The sequence below is a fragment of the Streptomyces sp. Tek67B01 genome, assembly GCF_055231995.1.
On record NZ_JBUYUY010000001.1, the window covers coordinates 493,163 to 512,848 of the forward strand.

The following is a 19,686-nucleotide window of genomic DNA, read 5'->3' on the forward strand; positions in this document are numbered from 1 at the left end:
CATGGAAACATCGGCGGCCCTCATCGTCGGCCTACTCGCCGCGCTCCTCGCCGTCTTCACCGTCCTGCGGGCGGTACGCATCGTGCCTCAGGCCCGTGCCCGCAACGTCGAACGGCTGGGCCGCTACCACCGCACGTTGACGCCCGGCCTCAACGTCGTCATCCCCTACATCGACCGCGTCTATCCCGTGATCGACCTCCGGGAACAGGTGGTTTCCTTCAGACCCCAGCCGGTCATCACCGAGGACAACCTCGTCGTCGAGATCGACACCGTCCTGTACTTCCAGGTCACCGACCCCCGAGCGGCCGCCTACGAGATCGCTAACTTCCTCCAGGCGGTCGAACAACTTACGGTCACCACTCTGCGTAACGTCGTCGGTTCCATGGACCTGGAGAAGACCCTCACCTCGCGGGACACGATCAACAACCAGCTGCGCGGTGTCCTGGACGAGGCGACGGGCAAGTGGGGCCTGCGGGTCAACCGGGTGGAGATCAAAGCCATCGACCCACCGCAGTCGATCAAGGACGCGATGCAGAAGCAGATGCGCGCCGAGCGGGACAAGCGGGCCGCCGTCCTGGCCGCCGAGGGACAGCGCCAGTCGCAGATACTCACCGCCGAAGGGGACAAGCAGTCCGCCGTGCTGCGGGCGGAAGGCGCACGCACCGCGGAGATCCTGAGGGCCGAAGGCCAGTCCCGTGCCATCGACGAAGTCTTCCAGGCCGTCCATCGCAATGATCCCGACCCGAAGCTCCTGGCCTACCAGTACCTGCAGGTGCTCCCCCAACTCGCCCAGGGGCAGGGCAGCACCTTCTGGGTGATCCCCGGCGAGCTCACCTCCGCACTGGAAAACGTCTCCCGCGCCTTCAACGAGGTGTTGCCGAAGTCGCCTGCCACCCGGGAGGTCTCCGCGGCCGAGGACAGGACGACTCAAGCCGCCAGCGACGCGGCCCAGGCGGCGGCAGCGGCGGCCAAGGCGCTCGCCGACGCCGCCGAAGCAGACACCACACCCCAGCAGCCCTTGCCGTAGCAGGGGTGCGAGGGCGCCCGCCGCGCGGTTCGCGGGACGCGGCTTCGATCCGGCTCGCGCCTCAGGGCTCCCAGAGGCGTACGGCGAGGGCGGCGATGTCGTCGTCAAGGCGTCCTCTGCTGTAGCGCAGGAGGTCGCGGTGAAGCGCCGTGAGCAGTTCCCGGGGCGGTGTCGCGGGCTGTCGACGCATCCAGGCGGCCAGCGGGAAGAACTCGCCGTCGCGGGCGCGGGCCTCGGCGATCCCGTCGGTATAGAGAAGCAGGAGATCGCCGGGGGCGAAGTCGAAGGTGTCGAGGTAGTAGTGATCACCGATCAGCTCCGCCAGGCTGAGCAGTGGCGAGGGGGTGGCGGGCTCGAGGACGCGCAGGCCCCTGCGGTTCAGGAGCAGCGGTGGGGGGTGGCCGCAGTTGAGGATGTCGATACGTCCGCCCTCGTGCGGGATCTCGACGAGAAGGGCGGTGGCGAAGCGCTCCATCGGCCCCTCGGGGGGAAAGGCCGCGTTGTACCGGGTACTGCTGGCGTCCAGCCGGCGGGCGACGTCGATCATGTCGGTCTCGCCGTAGGCCGCCTCGCGGAAGGCGTTGACGATCGCCGCGGCCGCCCCCACCGCCGGCAGGCCCTTGCCGCGCACGTCACCGATGAGCAGCCTGACCCCGTACGGCGTGTCGACCACCTCGTAGAAGTCTCCGCCGATGCGGGCCTCCGCCGCGGCCGCGAGGTACAGCGACTCGATCTCGACGTGCCCCAGGCGGCGCGGCATGGGGCTCAGCACCACCTGCTGCGCCGCGTCGGCGACGAGCCGGACCTGAAAGAGGGTGCGCTCCCGCTGGAGCCGGACGTGGCTGCCGTACGCGGCGGCCACCGTGACCGCGATGATCCCCGCGGCGGTCCACCACGTTCCCAGGTCGGGGAAGACGAGGCTGAGGCCGATCATCAGGAGGAGGCAGACCGTCCCCAGCAGGACGGTGGGGAGCACGGGCCACATGGCGGCGGCGAGGGCGGGCGCCGCGGGCAGGAGGCGACTGAAGGCCAATTCCGGCGGCGTGGCGTATGCCAGGCTGGCGATGATGACGGTCAGGACGACCGGCGACAGCCGCACCAGTCTCCCTTGGCCGCGGCGCCAGCGGAGCAGGGGCCGCCCGGATTCGATCACACTTCACAGAATATCGACTTAATCAGGGCATAGCGCTCTGAGGAATCGGACCCGACCACCCACCCCGCAGCCACTCACCGGGCCGGGCCGGCTCGCCTGACGGCACAACGGCCCCAAGATCTGGGGTGCGGTCCAGGTGGGCCACTCCCCCGCGCGCCTCCTGTACCCCCGCCCCGGGCAGGCCTCGCGGCGGGCTACCGGATCAGGCCTACGGCGGGAGGGACGCCTTTTTTCGGTCGTTGCACCACGACTGGAGCCTTCGGATCGAAGGTGACGGCGGTGGCCGCTCCGCCGCCCGGCCGCTCAGGGCGCTTCCACGAGCGGGGGCTCCCCCATGGGGACGGTCAGCGTCTCGCGCAGGGCGGCGACGGCCTCGGCGCCGATGCGTTCCGCCAGGACTCCCTCGATGACGGCGAGGGTGTTCTGGGCGCGTCGGTGGACGCGGGCGCCCTCGGCGGTGGGGCGGATCAGGCGACTGCGGGCGGATGCGGGGTCGGGCGCCTGCTCCAGCAGTCCCATGCCGATCAGGGCGTGCACGGCCTGATGGGCGGTCTGCCGGGTGACACCCATCCGGCGGGCGAGCCCCGAGACCGTGGTGCCGTCTTCGTCGAGGGCGGCGAAGACGGCCGCCTGCCCGACGGTGACGGACTGTTCGCCGGCGGCCCGCATGCTGGCCAACAACGCGTCGTCGAACCAGCGCTTGGCTTCGGCGAGGAGCTGGGGCAGGTTGCGTGCGGGGGTGGCCATGGCTCCTCACGGGACGGGGCTTCGAGCATAGCGACCGGACGGGCGGCCGGGCCTACTCGTCTCGGGTGGACGCGCTGATCAGGGCGCGGACCGCGTTGTCGTCGGAGTCCGTTCCTTGCGCGTCGGCGCCCTCCAAGGTGGCGGCCTCGGCACTACGGGGGAACATCGCCTGCTCGTACTCGGTGATCGCGGCCTCGATGCCGTCGGGGTGCGTGGCGATGGCCCTGCCGAGTTCGGCGCCGTCCAGCATGGCCAGGTTCGCGCCTTCGCCGTTCGGCGCCGCGAGGTGGGCCGCGTCGCCGAGCAGGGTCACCCCCGGCGCCCGGTCCCATCGGTGCCCGGTCGGCAGGGCGTAGAGGGGGCGCAGGACCGGTGCGGTGTCGCTGTCGGCGATCAGGGCGGTGAGCTCCGGCGCCCACCCGTCGAACTCCCGCGCGATCTTGGCGGTGGCCACGGCGGCTGCGGTGAAGTCGATGGCGGCGAACCAGTCCTGGGGCTCCGTCAGCCCGACATAGGCGTGCAGTGTGTCGCCCCGTTCCCGGTGGACGAAGATCTGCCGGCCCGGAGTGGCGGCGATCATCGATCCGCCGCCGACCGTCTTCGCGGCGGCCGGATGCCGGGTGTCGGCGTTGAACAGGTAGGTTTCGACGACCGACTTGCCGGTGTACTCGGGTGTGACGGGGGAGAGCAGCGGCCGGACCCGCGACCACGCGCCGTCCGCGCCGACCAGCAGGTTCGTGATGACAGCGCCGCCGCCGGCGAACGTCACCTCGTGGCGGCCCTCGCCGAGGGCTCGGGTGCTGCTGACCTTGTGCCCCCAGCGGACGGTTCCGGCCGGGAGCGAGTCGAGCAGGACCTGCCGCAGCTCGCCGCGTTGCACTTCGGGGCGTCCACCCGTGCCGTCGTCGGCTTTGTCGAACAGGATGGCCCCGTCCGGGTCGAGGACCCGCATGGCCTGGCGCCCGTGCAGGATGAGGCCATGGAACTCGTCCATCAAGTCAGCTTCTTGAAGGGCGAGTTGGCCGTTGTAGTCGTGGATGTCAAGCATCCCGCCCTGCGAACGCGCAGCGGGGGACGGCTCCGCCTCGTAGACCGTGGCCGGTATTCCGTGGACGTGCAGGACGCGGGCGAGGGTGAGGCCACCGAGCCCGGCGCCGATGATCGTGATGTCAGTGGTCATGGGGTTTGGGATTTCCTTGCCGGTCGCGGACCTCCGGGTGGGCACCCGGAAGGTCACATATGTAGTGCCGCTCCGGCCAGTTGGGACGACGCGATGCTGGTGGCGGTGCGGTTGCCGGCCGATGACAACCACCTCCAATGTCACGGCAGTCACCGACATGTCACCGATAGGCCTCCGACACGGACCGACCACCGCCGACAAGCCGGCGATATCCCGCCGACAACCACCGCCACCGGTGCGGGCGCGGGCGCGGTTCCGTGGCCTTGAGCGGCAGGTCGAACGGGCGGGCGTCGCAGTCCGGCAGGCGACCGGCTGCGCTCCTGACCGTCCGGTAACGCCGCGGAGGGCTGGTGGACGGGCAACTGGGCCCAGTCCGCCACCGTGTGGTTGGTGCTCCAGAAGGACAACAACCTCGTCATGTACCGCAAGAGCGACGGCAAGGCCATCTGGAGCAGTGGCACCTACGGGGGCAACTACCGGGTGACGCTGCAGATGGCACCCAAGGACCGGGGTGACCTGACCCTCGTCGAGGAAGGCCGCGGCACGGTCCGCTGGCGGACCGGCACGGGGAACAACGTCGGCGCCTACGCCCTGCTCCAGGACAACGGCAACTTCGTCGTCTACAAGAAGGACGGCGGCCCCGGGAAGGGCGGCGCCCTCTGGGCCACCGGGACCTACAACAAGATCTGACCGACCGGTCACGGAGCGGACCCTGAAGGGGCGGGACGCGAAGGCACCCGCCCCTTCGAGTTTCCTGTGGGTGCCTCGGACGCCCCGTCCTCGGCCGGATCGCGCGTGCGACGGGAATGTCCCGACGCTGCGGCCCGGCGCCCCGTGGATCGGTGCACCTGGGGTGGCTGACGAGTCGACGCGGCGTACGGGTCATGCCGGCGCACGTACACTCGGCCCATGAACCGCACGCGACGCGTCACGGGAGAGTGCCTGCCGCAGGCCGCCCCTGTCGCGCGTGCGGCCGGCGCGGGTCGGTCCGGCGTCAGCTGCCGGACCGCTGCCGACGGCCATGCCCCAACGGTCGGCCGCGGCGTCCTGCACGGCCACGGCTAGCGCGCTCCCCCGCCGCGCCGCGGCCGCTCCCTCCCGCCGCACCACATGCCGCGACGGTCTTGATAACCGACCCCCCGACCGGCCCCGCCGCCTCGCGGGCGACACATCGCCTCCCACCCCACCACCGCAGTTCCGATATTCCGTCGGCGCTGCCGCCAGGCGAGGGCCGCACGCCGGGCCGTAGCCGTCTTCGAAGGGACCACCGTGAAGTTGAGCGGGTTGTTGACCGGCCACGAGCACCACGTCATCCAGGGCGACACCGAGTCGACTAGGATCACCGCGGGCACCACCTTCGACGTCGAGCGAGTGGTGCCGGGTTCGCTGTTCATCGCCGTACCCGGCCACCGGGGCGGCGGACCCGCCTCCATCGGTGCGGCGCTCGCGCGCGGGGCGGTGGGAGTGCTCGTCGACGCGGTGGGAAGTGCCGCCGCGTCCCCCGCACGGGAACTGCTGCCGGCGGTGTGCGTCGTGCAGGTGCCTGACACCCGCAAGACGGCCGCGGTCGTCTCCTCCCGCTACTTCGGCGAGCCGGGCCGGCACATGGACGTGGTGGCGGTGACCGGAACCAACGGGAAGACCTCCATCTCCTACATGGTCGAGTCGCTGCTGAGGATCTCCGAGGGCGCCTCGGTGGGCGTGATCGGTACGTCGGGCAGCCGGATCGGCGACGAGGTGATCCCCATGCCGCCCTCGGTGCTGACCACACCGGAAGCTCCCGACCTGCAGTACCTCTTGGGCCATATGCGGGACCAGGGCACCGGCAGCGTGGTGCTGGAGGCCACCTCGATGGCGCTGCAGACGTACCGGATGGACGAAACCTTCGTCGACGTCGGCGTGTTCACCAACCTCACCCAGGACCACTTGGACGATCACGGCACGATGGCCCGGTACACGGAGGCCAAACTGCGGCTGTTCCAGGGGCTCTGCCGGCATGCGGTGGTCAACGCGGACGACCCCGTGGGCGCCGGCATCCGCACGATGATGCCGGACGCGGTGACGACCTACGGCCTCGACGAGGAGGCGGACTTCCGGGCCGCGGACCTTGTCGCGGACGCGTCGGGCACTCGGTTCACCCTCCGCCACGCCGGCCGGGAGTATCCGGCGACGATCCCGGTTCCCGGCCGCTTCTCCGTGTCCAACGCGTTGGCGGCCGTCGCGGCATGCCACGTATTGGGGCACGACCTGGAGGGACTGGTGGCCGCGCTCTCCCATATGCCGCCGGTACCGGGTCGGTTCGAGCGGTTCGTGACTCCCACCGGCACGTCGGTGATCGTGGACTACGCGCACTCGACCGACTCCCTCGACAAGGTCCTCACGGCCATCCGCGGCTTCGCCCGGGGCCGGGTCATCACCGTTTTCGGCTGCGGTGGGGACCGCGACACCACCAAGCGCGCCGAGATGGGTCGTATCGCCGGGACCCACTCCGACCTGTGCGTCCTGACCTCGGACAACCCCCGCACCGAGGACCCCGAGGCGATCCTCGACCAGATCACTCCCGGCATCGAGGCCACCGGCACGCCGTACGAGCGTTGTGCCGACCGCCGCCGGGCCATCGCTCACGCACTGTCCGCGGCCCGGCCCGAAGACATCGTCCTCATCGCAGGAAAGGGCAGCGAGCCGTACCAGATCGTGGGCGAGGACCTGCTCCCCTTCAGCGACATGGCAACCGTCCGCGACCTGGCGTCCCGCCTGCTCCCCTGAACCCGTGACCTGGTGCAGTACGCCCTCGTGGGCGGAGGGGTGCCGCGGGGCGGCGGCGCTCCCGCGGACGCGAGGCCTGCACCGCCGGGGTGTGGGGCGTCTCGCGCAGGTCAGGTCGCGATGGTGGCGAGGCCTGCGATGCCGATGAGGTAGATGAGCACTGCGGCGACGCTGTCGATGCCCATGCGCGCGTACTGGCGGCGCGGGCGGAAGATCAACCCTGCCATGTAGACCACGGTCAGGATGATCCCGAGTGCGGTCAGGTAGATGTCGGTGTGGTGTGCGGCCGGCAGCACCGGTTTGTCGGAGATGACGGTGGCGAGGAGGAACAGGACGGGCAGGAAGGCGTTGCCGCCGAAGATGTCGCTGATGGCGAGCTGGTAGTCCCCCAGTTTCGTCGAGGTCAGACCGGTGCTGACCTCGGGCAGGGAGGTGGCCGCCGCGAGCACGGTCGCGCCGAACAGTACGCCGCTCAGGCCTTGACGGGCGAAGAACTCCTCGCCGCTGCGTTCGATCACTACACCGGCCACCAGGGTGGCGAGCGCGGAAACCCCGAAGACGATCCCGGCGCGCCGGGTGCTGACCCCCTTGTCGCTGGCGGCCTTCTCCTTCTTGCCCTTTGAGTGGCCGCGGGGTTCGGGCTGGCTCTCGGGTGCGTTGCCGCCCTCGCGCCACGGCAGTCCCCGGCCCGCCCGGTCGAGGAGGAACAGTCCGCCCACCCACAGGAGGGCGACGGCAACCGGGACGGGGTCCAGGCGGGCGGCGTGCAGGTCCGCGGGTAGCTGGGTGCCCATCACCACGACGGCCAGGATGACCACCACCAGCGCACCCTCGAGAACCAGCACCAGGCTGGCCGCCAGACGGGTCAGCGGGGCACGCGGGCGGACGCCGGCGGCGTCCAGGATGGCCAGGACCACGGTCTGGATGGCGATACCGCCCAGGATGTTGCCCACCGCCACATCGAGCTGACCGGCGATCGCCGCACTCACCGTGATCGCGATCTCCGGGAGGTTCGTGGCGATGGCCAGCAGGATCAGACCGCCCAAAGCGCTTCCCAGACCCAGCCGTTGGGCAAGCACGTCCGTGGTGTCCGACAGCTTGATCCCCGCGAACCAGATGACGGCCGCACTGGCCACGAACAACACCAACAACACCGGCGAGCCCAAAGATCCCATACCGCCTGGACTACCCGCGCATCCATGCCTTAACCAGCAGCCGCGCCGCGTGACAACACCTCACAACCCACTCGCACGGCACGAGCGAAGACCGGGCGGACAGCGGGACGAAGGCCTCGCACCCCCGGCGGCAAAGCGGCCGGAGCGTCGTCCGGTCGTCCCCGCGTCACGCCTACGGGGCGTCGGGAGCGGCGGCTTCCAGGTCCGCGATCGTACCCGACATGATCGTGCGCACGTGCTCGGTGATGTGCTCCGCGGGCCAGTTCCACCAGGCGACCGCCAGCAGACGGACGATGTCGCGGTCGTCGTAGCGGGTGCGGATGAGACGGGCCGGGTTGCCGCCGACGATGCCGTAGTCGGGGACGTCGGTGGTGACCACGGCCCCGGCGCCGATGATCGTGCCGTGTCCGATCCGCACCCCGGGCATGACCGTCGCACCGTGGCCGAACCAGACGTCATTGCCGACGACGGTGTCCCCGCGGTTCGGCAACCCCGTGAGCAGGTCGAAGTGTTCGGACCAGGAGCCGCCCATGGCCGGGAAGGGGAAGGTCGAGGGGCCGTCCATGCGGTGGTTGGCGCCGTTCATGATGAACCGCACCCCGGTTCCCAGCGCGCAGAACTTGCCGATGACCAGCCTCTCGGGCCCGTAGTGGTAGAGGACGTTGCGCGTCTCGAACGCGGTCGGATCGGCCGGGTCGTCGTAGTAGGAGTACTCCCCCACCTCGATCAGCGGGGACTTCACGAGCGGCTTGAGCAGCACCACCCGCGGTTGTCCGGGCATCGGGTGGAGGACCGTCGGGTCGGCAGGTACGGGCATCGCTCGGGTTCCTCCTCGGTCGCGGGTCGTGTCCGCACCATGATCGGCACAAAGGAGCCGTTCCGGGGAACCCTCACGGCGGGCACCCGCGCCGCCCCCACGCGGTGCCCGCGCCGGGAACCGGTACGACGCCGCGGCCCGTCCCCCCTGGCGGGCCGCGGCGTCGCGCTTCAGGCCGGCGGTATCAGCTCACGCCGCCGGGAACCACACCGTCCCGTTGCCGCCGTGCCGGGTGAGGGTGGTCTCGATGATGCTGCCGGGCTGGAAGTAGCGCGGGTGCTGCTGCAGGAAGCCCGGGAAGGAGTCCAGGGACGTCGCGTCACAGACGCCGTCGGTCTGGATGCAGAAGCGCTGGACCGGGACGCCGGCGAACTCCTCCGGCCCGGTGCCGGGGGAATACGCCACGAAGGGGATGAGAGTCCCCTGGGGAACCAGGCGCCAGAATCCGGTGCCGGGCTGCATCGGGTCGGAGTAGAGCATGCCGTCGACCTGTGAGCGGGGCACCTTGGTGCCGTTGGCGGCGATCTTCTGGAGCAGCAGGTCCCCGACCCAGGCGCCCTGCGAGTAGCCCGCGATGGTGAAGTGGGCTGTGGGGTCGGCGCGGTAGGTGCTCTCCAGCGCGGCCAGGGCGTTCCAGTAACCCTGGTTCACGCTGTCACCGAAGCTCGGGGTCCCCCAGGGGGCCGGCTGTTCGTTGTGGCTCCCGACGAACGGGCCGCCGCTGGCGACGTAGCAGACGGGTACCGCGATACCGCCGTCCAAGTGCTGGTTCGCGGCCGTGAAGCTGCTGGTGCACTGGGGCGCGTCCGCGGCCGCGCCGGTGCCGCCGATCTCGATGTAGTAGTGGTGGGCCGGGTCGGCGTGTGCGGCCGACGGCACGACGGCGGCGCCGGCCAACAGCAGCGCCGTCGAGGCGATCACGGACTTCAGGCGGCGGGCGAACCTGCTCGGCTTCGTGGTGAACATTTACCGGTCATCTCCCTCGGTCGGGACGAGCTCCGCCGCATCGGGTGCGACGGCAGGTGCCCATCGTGGTGTTCGCGCTGGTCGACGGACCATGTCAGCGACCGGCCATATATGGCCGGTCCCCGTCGGGCGGTGTTCCGACCGGTATCCGGCGGGGCATCCGTCACGAGTGGCAGGTCCGTGACGGGGCGAGAGGCAATCCAAGTGACCAACCGGTTCGGCGCGTCGCTCCGAGGGTTACGACTCGAGGCGGGGATGACCCAGGAGCAGTTGGCCGAGCGGGCCGGGCTGGGAGTACGTACGATCCACCGGTTGGAGACCGGCAAACCCACCGATGCCCGTTTGGGAACGGTGAAGCAGGTCGCGCACGCGCTGGCCGACGCCCTGGGGCGCGACCGTGACGGCGTGTGGACGGATCTGCTGGCCGCTCACCGGGGCAACAGCCCGGCCGTCGAAGACGCCCGCCCGACGCCCGTCCCGGGGAGCGAGGCCTCGCCCGAACCGGAAGCCTTGCCCGCTCCCCGACCCGTGCCCCGTCCCCGACCCCTGCCTGATCCCGGACCCGTGGCCGTGCCGGTCCGGCCGGTGCGACCCGGCCGACTGCCACCGTCTCGGGGAGCCCTGGTCGAGGTGGCCGAGTCGCTGGCCCTCGACGTGTACAGCCGCTGTATCCGCGAGGAGGAGCAGCGCCGCGTCCACGACCCGTTCCCGCTGCCCGTGCGTTGGCGATCGGCGCCCGAGGAACTGCTGGACCACGGGGACGACATCGGTGACACCATCCCCGGGGCCGTGTCCGGCCCGCTGTCCGCGGGGCCGCCGTCCCTGGACGGCGGTCTGGCCGACATCGCCGACGTCTACCGGCGCGTCCGGTCCGGACGGTTGCTGGTGCTCGGGCGGGCCGGCTCCGGCAAGACCGTCCTGGTCATGCGGTTCGTCCTCGACTATCTGGTCAAACGCTCCGACGACGAGCCCGTCCCGGTGGTTTTCGGCGTCGGGTCGTGGGATCCGACCGCCGGCACGCTGCGCGACTGGCTGATCGCGCGCCTGCTGCGCGATCACCCCAATCTCGACGCGCGCGGCCCCGGCGGCGCGCCCCTGGCCGCCGCGCTCGTGGACGCCGGGTGGATCCTGCCCGTGCTGGACGGGTTGGACGAGATCGCCACCGGACTGATCGGCCCGGCCCTTCGGGAACTCAACGCGAGCGCGCTGCCGCTCGTCCTGAGCAGCCGTACGGAGGAGTTCGCGGAGGCCGTCGCGGTCGAGGTCCTCCGCAAGGCCGCCGGCATCGAACTCCTCGACCTGAACACCGAGGACCTGCTCCGCTACCTGCCCCGCACCGCGCGCCCGACCGCTCCGGCCCCTCCGGGCGTCCGGGACGGACGGGCCGCCACCGTGTGGGACCCCGTCCTGGAACGGCTGGGCGCCGCCCCGGACGAAGGACCCGGCGCCAACCTCGCGAAGGTGCTGAGCACTCCGCTGATGGTCCTGCTGGCCCGGACCGTTTACAGCGACAGCGACAGCGACAACGAAGGCAACAGCGACGGCGAAGCCCCGGCCCGGGATCCGGCTGTGCTGCTGGACACCACCCGCTTCCCGACCCCGGAGTCCATAGAGGACCACCTGTTGGCCGACTTCGTGCCGACCGTTTACCGCCGCCGCGCCACCACCGCGCCCGGTGCCCGCCACCCGCATCGGTCCCGGACCTGGGACCCGCGCCGCGCGCGGCACTACCTGGGCCATCTCGCCCGGCACCTGGACCGGCCCGAGCAGCGCGAACACCAGGACCTGGCGTGGTGGCAGCTGCGCGATTCGCTGCGGTTGTCCTCGCGGGTCCTGGCCGTCGTCCTCGCCTGCTCCCTGGTCACCGGCGTGGCCGATTGGCTGGTCTTCCCGGTGAAGAACCTGGCCGCCGGCCACAGTGCCGCGTTCGCGCTGGGCTCGGGCCTGCTGGACGCGTTGTTGTTCGGCCCTGCCGTCGGTCTCGCCTTCGGGCTGGTCTACGGACTCGTGTGCGTGCTTCGGATCAGAGTGTTCGAGCCGTCCCGGGTGAGGATGCGCCTGCCCGGCCGGCCCCGCCGGGCCGGCGCCGACGGCCCGTCCGCCCGCAGGTACGTCACACTGTTCTCGGCCGGACTGTTGGGCGGCTCGGTCATGGGCTTCGGCTGCGGTCTCGGCTTCACCACGGGAGCCTTCCTGACCGGCGGGCACTTGACGGTGAACATCGCGGTGATCGAGGCGACGCTCGTCAACTCGCTGGTGTACGGCGTCACGTTCGGGTTGGCCGGCGGGCTGGTGCTCGGACTCGTCGCCGCCCTGGAGGTCCCCATCGACCTGGGCTCCGCCGCCACCCCGGTGGACCTACTGACCGTCAACCGCAGCATCATGGTGCGCCAGACGCTGTTCCTGGCGCCCATGCTCACCCTGGTGATCGCGTTCGGCGGTCGGCTGGTCACCGAGCTCTTCCAGGGAGTCCTCGGTCCCCTCTCCTGGCCCATGGCCGACGGGCTCGCGCTCGGCGCCGTCGGTGGCCTGGCCGGCGCGCTCTCGTACGCACTGGCCTTCACCGCCTGGGGCCAGTGGGTGCTCCTCACACGCGTGTGGCTGCCCCTCACCGGCCGTCTCCCGTGGGCGATCGTCGCGTTCCTCGACGATGCCTACCGCCGCGGCGTCCTGCGCCAGGTCGGCGCCGTCTACCAGTTCCGCCACGCGCGCCTCCAACGCCACCTGGGCAAAGCGGCCGACGGCTGAGACCGGCACACCCTCCCGGACGACGGCCCCCCGCTCGGGCCGGCTCAGGCCGAGGCGTTCCAGGCCATCAGCAGCCCCTCCAGCCACGCCGGTGGCAGCTCCGCGGCGTCCCACTCCTCCCGCAGACCCGCCGGGGCGGCGACGAGCCGCTCCAGCACGGCGATGCCGCTGGCCGAGTGGACGAGCGAATAGCGGCCGTGGAGCGTGATGGCGCTGCCCGGTCCGTACTCCTCGAAGAGCCGCTCCAAGCGGGGCCGGTGTACCGAGGCGAACTCCGTCAGCCGCCCGGGGTACCCGGCCCGCTGCCGGGGACTCATCGTGCCGAGGACGGCGACGAGCACCTCGTCGGTCACCTCCGGATCGAGCTCCGAGTCCGAGGTGAACGACCGGTACAGCGGCGTCAGCGCCACTCGGGCCCGCTCCACCTCCATACGCCCGGCGCGCGGGTGCTCCTCGGCCGGGCCCTGCCGGCCGTCCGCCCCCACGACCCGCACCAGGCTCCGCTCGGCGAGGTCGCCGAGTTCTTCCAGGAGGTTCTCGGCCCCGTCGAGCCAGCCCGACTCGTACGCCGCGCCCTTGTCCCCCGGCGCACCGCGGTCGCCGCCGCTCAGCTCCTTGTGCGCGAGGGCCAGCGCTCCCGCCTCCAGCAGCCCGATCAGTTGCCGCGCGTCGTCGGAAGGGACTCCCGCCCGCGCGAGGAGCCGCAGCAGCGTCGTCCTCGCGTTGTCGACGCTCGCCTCGTCCGGCCACTGCCGTCCCTCGTCGGCCGTGCTCATCAGTTCCTCCCTCATCGCTCGGATGGTAGCGCGGTGGGTGCGCCCGATCGTTGCCCCGTACGGTCCAACGTCCGACGGCCTGCCCGTGCTCCCCGCAGGCGCATCGATGACCACGGGGTCGCGCCCACCGGCGGCCCGTAGATCCCCGCCTTCCCCGAGCACGTCCGCCGTCCCCCGATACGCACCGCACCGACCCTCGCGGCCCCCGCTTCGGATCGTCAGGGCCGCCCGTGACGGGCGGCGGCTGCCACGATCCGCCGGCACGCGCGGCCGGCACCCGCAGGTCCTTCCGTGCCGTTGCGCAGGGCGATGGACGTGTTGAGGGCCGTGGCGAAGGCGCACCAGGCGGCGTAGGGCAAGAGTGCCGCGGCCGCGCCGGCGTCCGTGCGGGAGGTTCGACGGATCAACTCCGCGTTGCTGAGGTCCAGCAGCCACGTTCCGGCCGCGCCGGCCCGCGGGCTGCGCAGGCCGAAGAACATCCAGGTCCGGGCCGCGTTCACCGTCAGGTTCACCCCGAGGCTGACGGCCAGACGCCGCCGCGCCGGCCCCCGGGCGTGTGACAGGGCCCGGCCGCCGGCCCAGGCGATCGACGCGTACAGCGGCGTCCACACCGCGCCGAACGCCCGGGGCGGTGGCTGCCAGGACGGCTTGCGGAGCCCGCGGTACCAGTGGCTTTCGGCGTCCACCGCCCGCGCCCCCAGGAAGGCGGCCGCGGTGACCGCGGCCGCCGTGAGCGCGTACGTCCTCTTCGACGTGCGCCGTCCGTTTTCCTCGTCATCCATGAGCGGCTTCATGGTCATGCGTCTTCCCTCGGTCGGTGGGTGGAAGCGCCATGGGTTCCGCACGATCGCGTCCATGTCCGGCTCCTCCCGCTGTGGCGCGCGCACCCTCGGCGTTCCGGGCACGGGCACCACCATCGCCCGGCGCAGGACCTGAGCCGCTCCGCTCGGTACGGGACGCACGGGAGACCGCCCGCCCGGACCAGCCCCGCCCCGGCCGGCCGTACCCCGGCGTACGCGTCAGTCCGCGCAAACGGCGCTCACCACCCGATCGGCATGACACGCGGCCCGCGCACCAGCATCTCCGTCTTCCACGTGAGGTCGCCGACGACCTTGAGTCGGGGGAAGCGCAGGAGGAGCGCGCCCAGGGCCTCCTGGAGTTCCATGCGGGCCAGCTGGGCTCCCAGGCAGTGGTGGACGCCGTGGCCGAACCCGAGGTGCTGGTTGGAGGGACGTCGGATGTCGAGGACCCCGGGGGCGGTGAAGCGCAGCGCGTCGCGGTTGGCCGCGCCGGTCGCGACCAGCACCGGGTCTCCGGCCTTGACGAGGGTGCCGCCGACCTCGATGTCCTCGGTGGCGTACCGGGCCTGGCCGGCGCCACTGCCCAGCGGCACGAACCGCAGCAGTTCCTCCACCGCGCTCGCGATCAGGGCGGGCTTCTGCCGCAGCAGCGCGAGCTGGTCCGGGTGGTCGAGCAGGGTGAGGACGAAGTTGGGGATCTGGGACGCCGTGGTTTCGTGCCCGGCCACCAGGACCGCCACGCACAGGTCGATGAGCTCCAGCTCCGAGAGCCGGTCACCACCGCCGTCCCGGGCCTCGATGAGCGCCGTCATCAGGTCGTCCTGCGGGTCCTGCCGGTGGAGGTCGATGAGGCCCGCCATGTAAGCGCGCAGTTCCTCGCGGTTGGCGTGGAACTCCTCGGCCGTCAGCGAGCTGGTCGAGAGCGCGGCGTCGCTCCACACCCGAAAGCGCGGGCGGTCCGCGACCGGTACGCCGAGCATGCGGCAGATCACGGCGACGGGGATGGGCAATGCGTAGCGGTCGACGAGGTCTACCGGGGGCCCGGCCGCCTCCAGTTCGTCGAGCAGCTCGGCGGCGAGCGCGCGCACCTGCGGGCGGAGCCTCTCGACCTGCCTGACGGTGAACGCCTTGGCCACCAGGGTCCGCAACCGCGTGTGGTCGGGCGGGTCCATACCCAGGATGCCGCTGTCGGCGCGGCCCTCGGACTGCCGGGGCTCGTCACGGGTGTTGCCCGCGGCGCGGCTGAAGCGCGCGTCGCCCAGTACGAGGCGGGCGTCGGCGTAGCGGGTGACCAGCCAGGCCGGCTCGCCGTACGGCATCCGCACGCGTAACAGGCCGGTCCGGTCGCGTACGCGCTCGTACTCCTCGGCGAGCTGAAGTCCCTCGGTGGTGTTGAAGGGGTAATTGAGGACGGGGGTGTCCGAGTTCGTCACTTCGGCCTCCTTGACGCGGGTTGTAAGCAGCTGCTTACAACCTAGGACGGGCCTCCCGGCCGGTCAACGACGCTTTGTGGCCGTTATCCTGACGGGCCTTCGGAGAGGACGATCAGTGTGGACCAATCCCCCCGGCCGCGACCCGCGGAGCGCCCCCGCAACGCCGCGGCCACCCGCCTCAGGCTGCTCGAAGCGGCCGGCGACCTGTTCGCCGAACAGGGCTACGAACGGACCACTGTGCGGGCGATAGCCGAGCGGGCCGGGGCCAACCAGGCTCTGCTGTTCCGCTACTTCGGCTCCAAGCACGGGCTGCTGACGGAGGTCGTCGCACGTGGGGACCTGGAGCAACTGCGCGCGACCGCGCCGGAGGACCTGTTCGAGACGGCGCTGCGCTCGCTGCTCACGCGCAGCGCCGCGGGGACCGACCGCACCGACCGCTCCTTGGAGGTGTACCTGCGATCCGTCGGGAGGGGCGACGAGGCGACCGGGACCCTGCGGGAGCTGGGCGAGTCGTACCAGAAGGTGTTGGCCGGCCTGGCCCCCTGCGGCGACGGGGCCTTGCGCGCGGATCTGGCCATGGCCTGGCTGTTGGGGATCGGGCTCATGCGGACGGTCGCCGCCCGCGAACCCCTCTCCGGCGCCGATCCGGACACGGTCTGCCGGCTGGTCCTCGCGGCTCTCGACCGCTTGTGGACCGCGCCGGCGAACGGGCCGTGCCGAGACACGGGCGGTGACGGGGGTGGCGAGGGGGCCGGCGCCGAGGCCGGGCCCGGGACGGACTGAGCCCGGCGGTCCACCCCCGCCGGGCTCCACGTCCGCGAGCCCGGGCACGCGGCACGCCCGGGTTCGCGTCCTCGTCCGTCTCAGACGCCGACCGCTTCCTCCATTTCCTCCTCCGCGTCCGTCTCCCTCTCCTGCTCGTCCTTCTCGGCCCCGCGCGGGTCGGTCGGCCGCGGAAGGGCAGTGGTCCCTTGAGCGGCCCGGCGACGTTCGTAGAGCCCGGCAGCGGCCGTGATCACCAGGCCGAGGAGCAGCCAGAGCAGGAGGGTGCCCACCTGGCGGGAGAGACCGTCGCTGTCGAAGTAGACGAGGCCGCGCAGGCCGTCGACGTAGCCGGCTCCGTTCCAGAAGGCGTGCAGGGAACCGAAGAAGCCGTTTTGCAACTCGGGGCGGAACAGGCCGCCGGAGCTGGTGAAGTTGAGCATCACGAAGAGCACCATCATGGTGAGCGTCGTCCAGCGCTTCAGGAAGGTGTGCAGCCCGACTCCGACGAAGAGGATGCCCGCCGAGTAGAGCCAACTCAGACCCCAGACTCCGGCCAGGCCGTGGTGGGCGAGGTGGAAGACCGGCCCGGCCAGTAGCGCGCCGATCGCGCTGACGACGCCCGACACGCCCACGGCCAGCAGGGCCCGACCGCGCATGCGCAGTGCGGCGCCGGCGCCGCCGAGGACCGCCACCGAGGCGTAGGAGCCGATGCTGACAGCGACGAGCAGGAAGAACAGACCCTGACCGGTCGGGTCGTCGTCGACGGTGCGGACGACGTCGGTCACCTTGAGCGGCACGCCCTGCCGGGCGGCGACCGGAGTGAAGATCTTCTCGGCCACGGTGGCGCTCGTGTCGGAGGCGGCAGTGGCGACGATCAACTCGGGCGCGGTGTCACTCGGCACGTAGGCGGCCGCGATACGTCGATCCTTGAGCTCGTCCACCGCGTCGGCACGGTGGGAGAGCGTGCGCACGTCGAGGGCGTCACCGGCGTCGTTCTTGACCGTCTGCGCGAAGACCATGGCGCGGGGCCCCTCGCCGACGACCGCGACGGGGAGGTGGTGGGGCTCCGGCTGGACGAAGGCACCCATGTAGGCGAGCCCCATGCCGAGACACATCAGCAGCGGGGTCAGGAGATGGGTGAGCACGTGGCGGAGCACGGGGTCCGCGGCGTGGTGGTGTACGGATGTGCGGCCGGACATACGACAGGACCTCCGGTGTCGGCTCGGGCTGCGGGGCAGTCGCCGCCGAAAAATAGTCGAAACATAGTTGGCATATACAACTTCTCTTACGTTGTACTATACAACCAGTTGCGAAAGGAGTCGGCGTGACCACGGAGACATCGGACACCCCCCGACCTGACGACGAGCGGCGGACAACGGCCGTCGAGACGATCCAGCGCGAGATGACGGCGTTCGCCCGGCGGGCCCGGTCCGCGGCCGCCCGGATGCACCCGGAGCTCTCCCTGGTGTCGTTCACCCTGCTCAGCCACCTGGAGGAGCGGAAGGGCTGCCGGGCCTCCGACCTCGCCACCCACTACGCGTTGGACAAGTCCACGGTCAGCCGCCAGGTCGCGGCGCTGGAGCGCGCGGGACTGGTCGTACGGCGCGCCGACCCGGACGACCACCGGGTGTACGTACTGGAGCTCACCCCCGAGGGCGCCGCGATCCTGGCCAAGACGACCAGGGACCGACGGGCGATGTTCGACGAGCGACTCGCGGACTGGGACCCCGTCGACCTCGACCGCTTCGCCACCTACCTGCTGCGCTACAACCGACACCCCGCCGATCCGCAGGACGCGACGCCCGGGGTCGGAGCGGACTGACCCCCGCCCCGAGCGCACGTCGGGAAATACACCCCATTCATTAGTTGTTATTTACAACGGAAATGCGGCGCCGCCGTGCGCCGCGCGACCCCAGGAGACACACATGTCGGACCAGCCTTCCGCAAAGCCCGCCGAAGTCGTCGCACGGCTGCGCGACACCTTCGACACCGGCCGCACCAAGCCCCTGACCTGGCGCACCAGCCGGCTCGAAGCCCTGCGGAAACTGCTGACCGAGCGGGGAGACGAACTGGCCGCCGCGCTCCACGCCGACCTCGGCAAGAGCCCGCAGGAGGCCTACCGCACGGAGATCGACTTCACCGTGCGCGAGATCGACCACACTCTGGAGCACTTGGCCGACTGGTTGCGGCCGCAGCCGGCCCCCGTCCCCGAGCGGCTGAGCCCCGCCGTCGCCCACACCGTGCAGGACCCGCTCGGCGTGGTCCTCGTGATCGCCCCGTGGAACTACCCGGTCCAGTTGCTGCTCTCCCCGATCGTGGGCGCGCTGGCCGCGGGCAACTGCGTCGTGGCCAAGCCCAGTGAGCTGGCGCCCGCCACCTCGCGCGCGGTCGCCGAGCTCCTGCCGCGATACCTGGACCGCGACGAGGTGGCCGTGGTGGAAGGCGCGGTCGCCGAGACCACCGAACTGCTCGCGCAGCGGTTCGACCACATCTTCTACACGGGCAACGGCCAGGTCGGCCGGGTCGTGATGCGTGCGGCGGCCGAGAACCTCACGCCCGTCACCCTCGAACTCGGCGGCAAGTCCCCCGCCTTCGTCGACCGCGGCACGGACCTGGGCGTCGTGGCGGCCCGGTTGGCAGCCACGAAGTTCATGAACGCGGGCCAGACGTGCGTCGCGCCCGACTACGTGCTGACCGACCCCGGGACCGCCAGGGAACTGGAGAAGGCACTGGCCGAAGTCCTGCGCACGATGTACGGCGACGACCCGGCGGCGTCCTCTGACTATGGTCGGATCGTCAACGAACGCCACTTCGACCGGCTGACCGGCCTGCTCGACTCCGGTCGCACCGTCGTCGGGGGAACCCACGACCGCGCCGACCGCTACATCGCCCCGACCGTCCTCGCCGAGGTGGCGCCGGACTCCCCCGTCATGCGCGAGGAGATCTTCGGCCCGATCCTGCCGGTGGTCGAGGTGGCCGGACTGGACGAGGCCATCGCCTTCATCCGCGATCGCGACAAGCCCCTGGCGCTGTACGCCTTCACCGAATCCGACACCACGCGCGAGCGCCTCACGCGGGAGACCTCCTCGGGCGGTCTGGCGTTCGGACTGCCCGTGGCCCACCTCACGGTGTCGGACCTGCCCTTCGGGGGCGTGGGCGAGAGCGGCATGGGCAGCTACCACGGTCGCTACTCCCTGGAGACCTTCAGCCACCGCAAGGCCGTACTGGACAAGCCCCTGAACTGACGGCGGGGCGGTTCACGGCCCGACCCCCACCGGCGTCCGGCCCCGGCGGGGATCGGCGTAGGCAAGGGGTGGGGACAGGTGGGGAATC

Annotated in this window: 17 protein-coding genes; 7 read left to right on the forward strand and 10 right to left on the reverse strand. The window is 71.4% G+C overall.

The features are described 5' to 3' along the window. The first annotated feature begins 1 nt into the window (after position 1). The gene (locus ACV7NM_RS02385) at positions 2-1,027 is read left to right on the forward strand and encodes an SPFH domain-containing protein (protein ID WP_463408632.1); all 1,026 of its coding nucleotides are present in this window, start codon (positions 2-4) and stop codon (positions 1,025-1,027) included. A 61-nt stretch (positions 1,028-1,088) separates the two neighbouring features. Here ACV7NM_RS02385 and ACV7NM_RS02390 read toward each other — a convergent pair whose 3' ends face one another. The 3 genes from ACV7NM_RS02390 to ACV7NM_RS02400 form a co-directional block, all read right to left on the reverse strand. Further along, complete coding sequence (locus ACV7NM_RS02390) at positions 1,089-2,180, reverse strand: PP2C family protein-serine/threonine phosphatase (protein WP_463408633.1); 1,092 nt, start codon at positions 2,178-2,180, stop codon at positions 1,089-1,091. A gap of 303 nt (positions 2,181-2,483) precedes the next feature. Further along, complete coding sequence (locus tag ACV7NM_RS02395; protein ID WP_463408634.1) at positions 2,484-2,927, reverse strand: MarR family winged helix-turn-helix transcriptional regulator; 444 nt, start codon at positions 2,925-2,927, stop codon at positions 2,484-2,486. 52 nt (positions 2,928-2,979) lie between these two features. Further along, entirely contained in the window at positions 2,980-4,107 is a 1,128-nt protein-coding gene (locus ACV7NM_RS02400) for an FAD-dependent oxidoreductase (protein ID WP_463408635.1), read from the reverse strand. A gap of 390 nt (positions 4,108-4,497) precedes the next feature. Between ACV7NM_RS02400 and ACV7NM_RS02405 the strand changes: the two genes are divergently transcribed. Beyond that, positions 4,498-4,797, forward strand: coding sequence for a hypothetical protein (locus ACV7NM_RS02405; RefSeq protein WP_463408636.1), 300 nt, complete (start codon positions 4,498-4,500; stop codon positions 4,795-4,797). 579 nt (positions 4,798-5,376) lie between these two features. Further along, complete coding sequence (locus ACV7NM_RS02410; protein WP_463408637.1) at positions 5,377-6,873, forward strand: UDP-N-acetylmuramoyl-L-alanyl-D-glutamate--2,6-diaminopimelate ligase; 1,497 nt, start codon at positions 5,377-5,379, stop codon at positions 6,871-6,873. A 110-nt stretch (positions 6,874-6,983) separates the two neighbouring features. On the opposite strand, the gene ACV7NM_RS02415 is transcribed toward ACV7NM_RS02410, so the two are convergent. The 3 genes from ACV7NM_RS02415 to ACV7NM_RS02425 form a co-directional block, all read right to left on the reverse strand. Beyond that, on the reverse strand, positions 6,984-8,048 hold the full coding sequence (locus ACV7NM_RS02415; protein WP_463408638.1) for a hypothetical protein: 1,065 nt from the start codon (positions 8,046-8,048) through the stop codon (positions 6,984-6,986). 172 nt (positions 8,049-8,220) lie between these two features. After that, entirely contained in the window at positions 8,221-8,865 is a 645-nt protein-coding gene (locus ACV7NM_RS02420; protein ID WP_463408639.1) for a CatB-related O-acetyltransferase, read from the reverse strand. A 189-nt stretch (positions 8,866-9,054) separates the two neighbouring features. Continuing rightward, positions 9,055-9,831 (reverse strand): PE-PPE domain-containing protein, encoded by a 777-nt coding sequence (locus ACV7NM_RS02425; protein ID WP_463408640.1) that lies wholly within the window; start codon positions 9,829-9,831, stop codon positions 9,055-9,057. 255 nt (positions 9,832-10,086) lie between these two features. On the opposite strand from ACV7NM_RS02425, the gene ACV7NM_RS02430 reads away from it, so the two are divergent. Continuing rightward, entirely contained in the window at positions 10,087-12,579 is a 2,493-nt protein-coding gene (locus tag ACV7NM_RS02430) for a helix-turn-helix domain-containing protein (protein WP_463408641.1), read from the forward strand. A 44-nt stretch (positions 12,580-12,623) separates the two neighbouring features. Here the strand turns inward: ACV7NM_RS02430 and ACV7NM_RS02435 are convergent, their stop codons facing one another. From ACV7NM_RS02435 to ACV7NM_RS02445, 3 genes are all read right to left on the reverse strand, one after another. Then, the gene (locus tag ACV7NM_RS02435; protein WP_463408642.1) at positions 12,624-13,370 is read right to left on the reverse strand and encodes a hypothetical protein; all 747 of its coding nucleotides are present in this window, start codon (positions 13,368-13,370) and stop codon (positions 12,624-12,626) included. Positions 13,371-13,573: 203 nt separating this feature from the next. Then, on the reverse strand, positions 13,574-14,155 hold the full coding sequence (locus ACV7NM_RS02440) for a TspO/MBR family protein (RefSeq protein ID WP_463408643.1): 582 nt from the start codon (positions 14,153-14,155) through the stop codon (positions 13,574-13,576). Between the two features lie 239 nt (positions 14,156-14,394). Beyond that, positions 14,395-15,588, reverse strand: a complete 1,194-nt coding sequence (locus ACV7NM_RS02445; RefSeq protein ID WP_463408644.1) for a cytochrome P450 — start codon at positions 15,586-15,588, stop codon at positions 14,395-14,397. Between the two features lie 117 nt (positions 15,589-15,705). Between ACV7NM_RS02445 and ACV7NM_RS02450 the strand changes: the two genes are divergently transcribed. Then, on the forward strand, positions 15,706-16,371 hold the full coding sequence (locus ACV7NM_RS02450) for a TetR/AcrR family transcriptional regulator (RefSeq protein ID WP_463408645.1): 666 nt from the start codon (positions 15,706-15,708) through the stop codon (positions 16,369-16,371). Positions 16,372-16,451: 80 nt separating this feature from the next. Here the strand turns inward: ACV7NM_RS02450 and ACV7NM_RS02455 are convergent, their stop codons facing one another. Continuing rightward, on the reverse strand, positions 16,452-17,552 hold the full coding sequence (locus ACV7NM_RS02455) for a hypothetical protein (protein ID WP_463408646.1): 1,101 nt from the start codon (positions 17,550-17,552) through the stop codon (positions 16,452-16,454). Between the two features lie 203 nt (positions 17,553-17,755). On the opposite strand from ACV7NM_RS02455, the gene ACV7NM_RS02460 reads away from it, so the two are divergent. Next, complete coding sequence (locus ACV7NM_RS02460; RefSeq protein WP_463413810.1) at positions 17,756-18,175, forward strand: MarR family winged helix-turn-helix transcriptional regulator; 420 nt, start codon at positions 17,756-17,758, stop codon at positions 18,173-18,175. Between the two features lie 103 nt (positions 18,176-18,278). Then, positions 18,279-19,598, forward strand: a complete 1,320-nt coding sequence (locus ACV7NM_RS02465) for an aldehyde dehydrogenase family protein (protein WP_463408647.1) — start codon at positions 18,279-18,281, stop codon at positions 19,596-19,598. Positions 19,599-19,686: the final 88 nt, after the last annotated feature.

Coding starts and splice junctions, on each gene's coding strand:
- ACV7NM_RS02385 (WP_463408632.1), top strand. CDS start 2: ATGGAAACATCGGCGGCCCTCATCGTCGGCCTACTCGCCGCGCTCCTC.
- ACV7NM_RS02395 (WP_463408634.1), bottom strand. CDS start 2,927: ATGGCCACCCCCGCACGCAACCTGCCCCAGCTCCTCGCCGAAGCCAAG.
- ACV7NM_RS02400 (WP_463408635.1), bottom strand. CDS start 4,107: ATGACCACTGACATCACGATCATCGGCGCCGGGCTCGGTGGCCTCACC.
- ACV7NM_RS02415 (WP_463408638.1), bottom strand. CDS start 8,048: ATGGGATCTTTGGGCTCGCCGGTGTTGTTGGTGTTGTTCGTGGCCAGT.
- ACV7NM_RS02420 (WP_463408639.1), bottom strand. CDS start 8,865: ATGCCCGTACCTGCCGACCCGACGGTCCTCCACCCGATGCCCGGACAA.
- ACV7NM_RS02425 (WP_463408640.1), bottom strand. CDS start 9,831: ATGTTCACCACGAAGCCGAGCAGGTTCGCCCGCCGCCTGAAGTCCGTG.
- ACV7NM_RS02430 (WP_463408641.1), top strand. CDS start 10,087: ATGACCCAGGAGCAGTTGGCCGAGCGGGCCGGGCTGGGAGTACGTACG.
- ACV7NM_RS02435 (WP_463408642.1), bottom strand. CDS start 13,370: ATGAGGGAGGAACTGATGAGCACGGCCGACGAGGGACGGCAGTGGCCG.
- ACV7NM_RS02440 (WP_463408643.1), bottom strand. CDS start 14,155: ATGACCATGAAGCCGCTCATGGATGACGAGGAAAACGGACGGCGCACG.
- ACV7NM_RS02455 (WP_463408646.1), bottom strand. CDS start 17,552: ATGTCCGGCCGCACATCCGTACACCACCACGCCGCGGACCCCGTGCTC.
- ACV7NM_RS02460 (WP_463413810.1), top strand. CDS start 17,756: ATGACGGCGTTCGCCCGGCGGGCCCGGTCCGCGGCCGCCCGGATGCAC.
- ACV7NM_RS02465 (WP_463408647.1), top strand. CDS start 18,279: ATGTCGGACCAGCCTTCCGCAAAGCCCGCCGAAGTCGTCGCACGGCTG.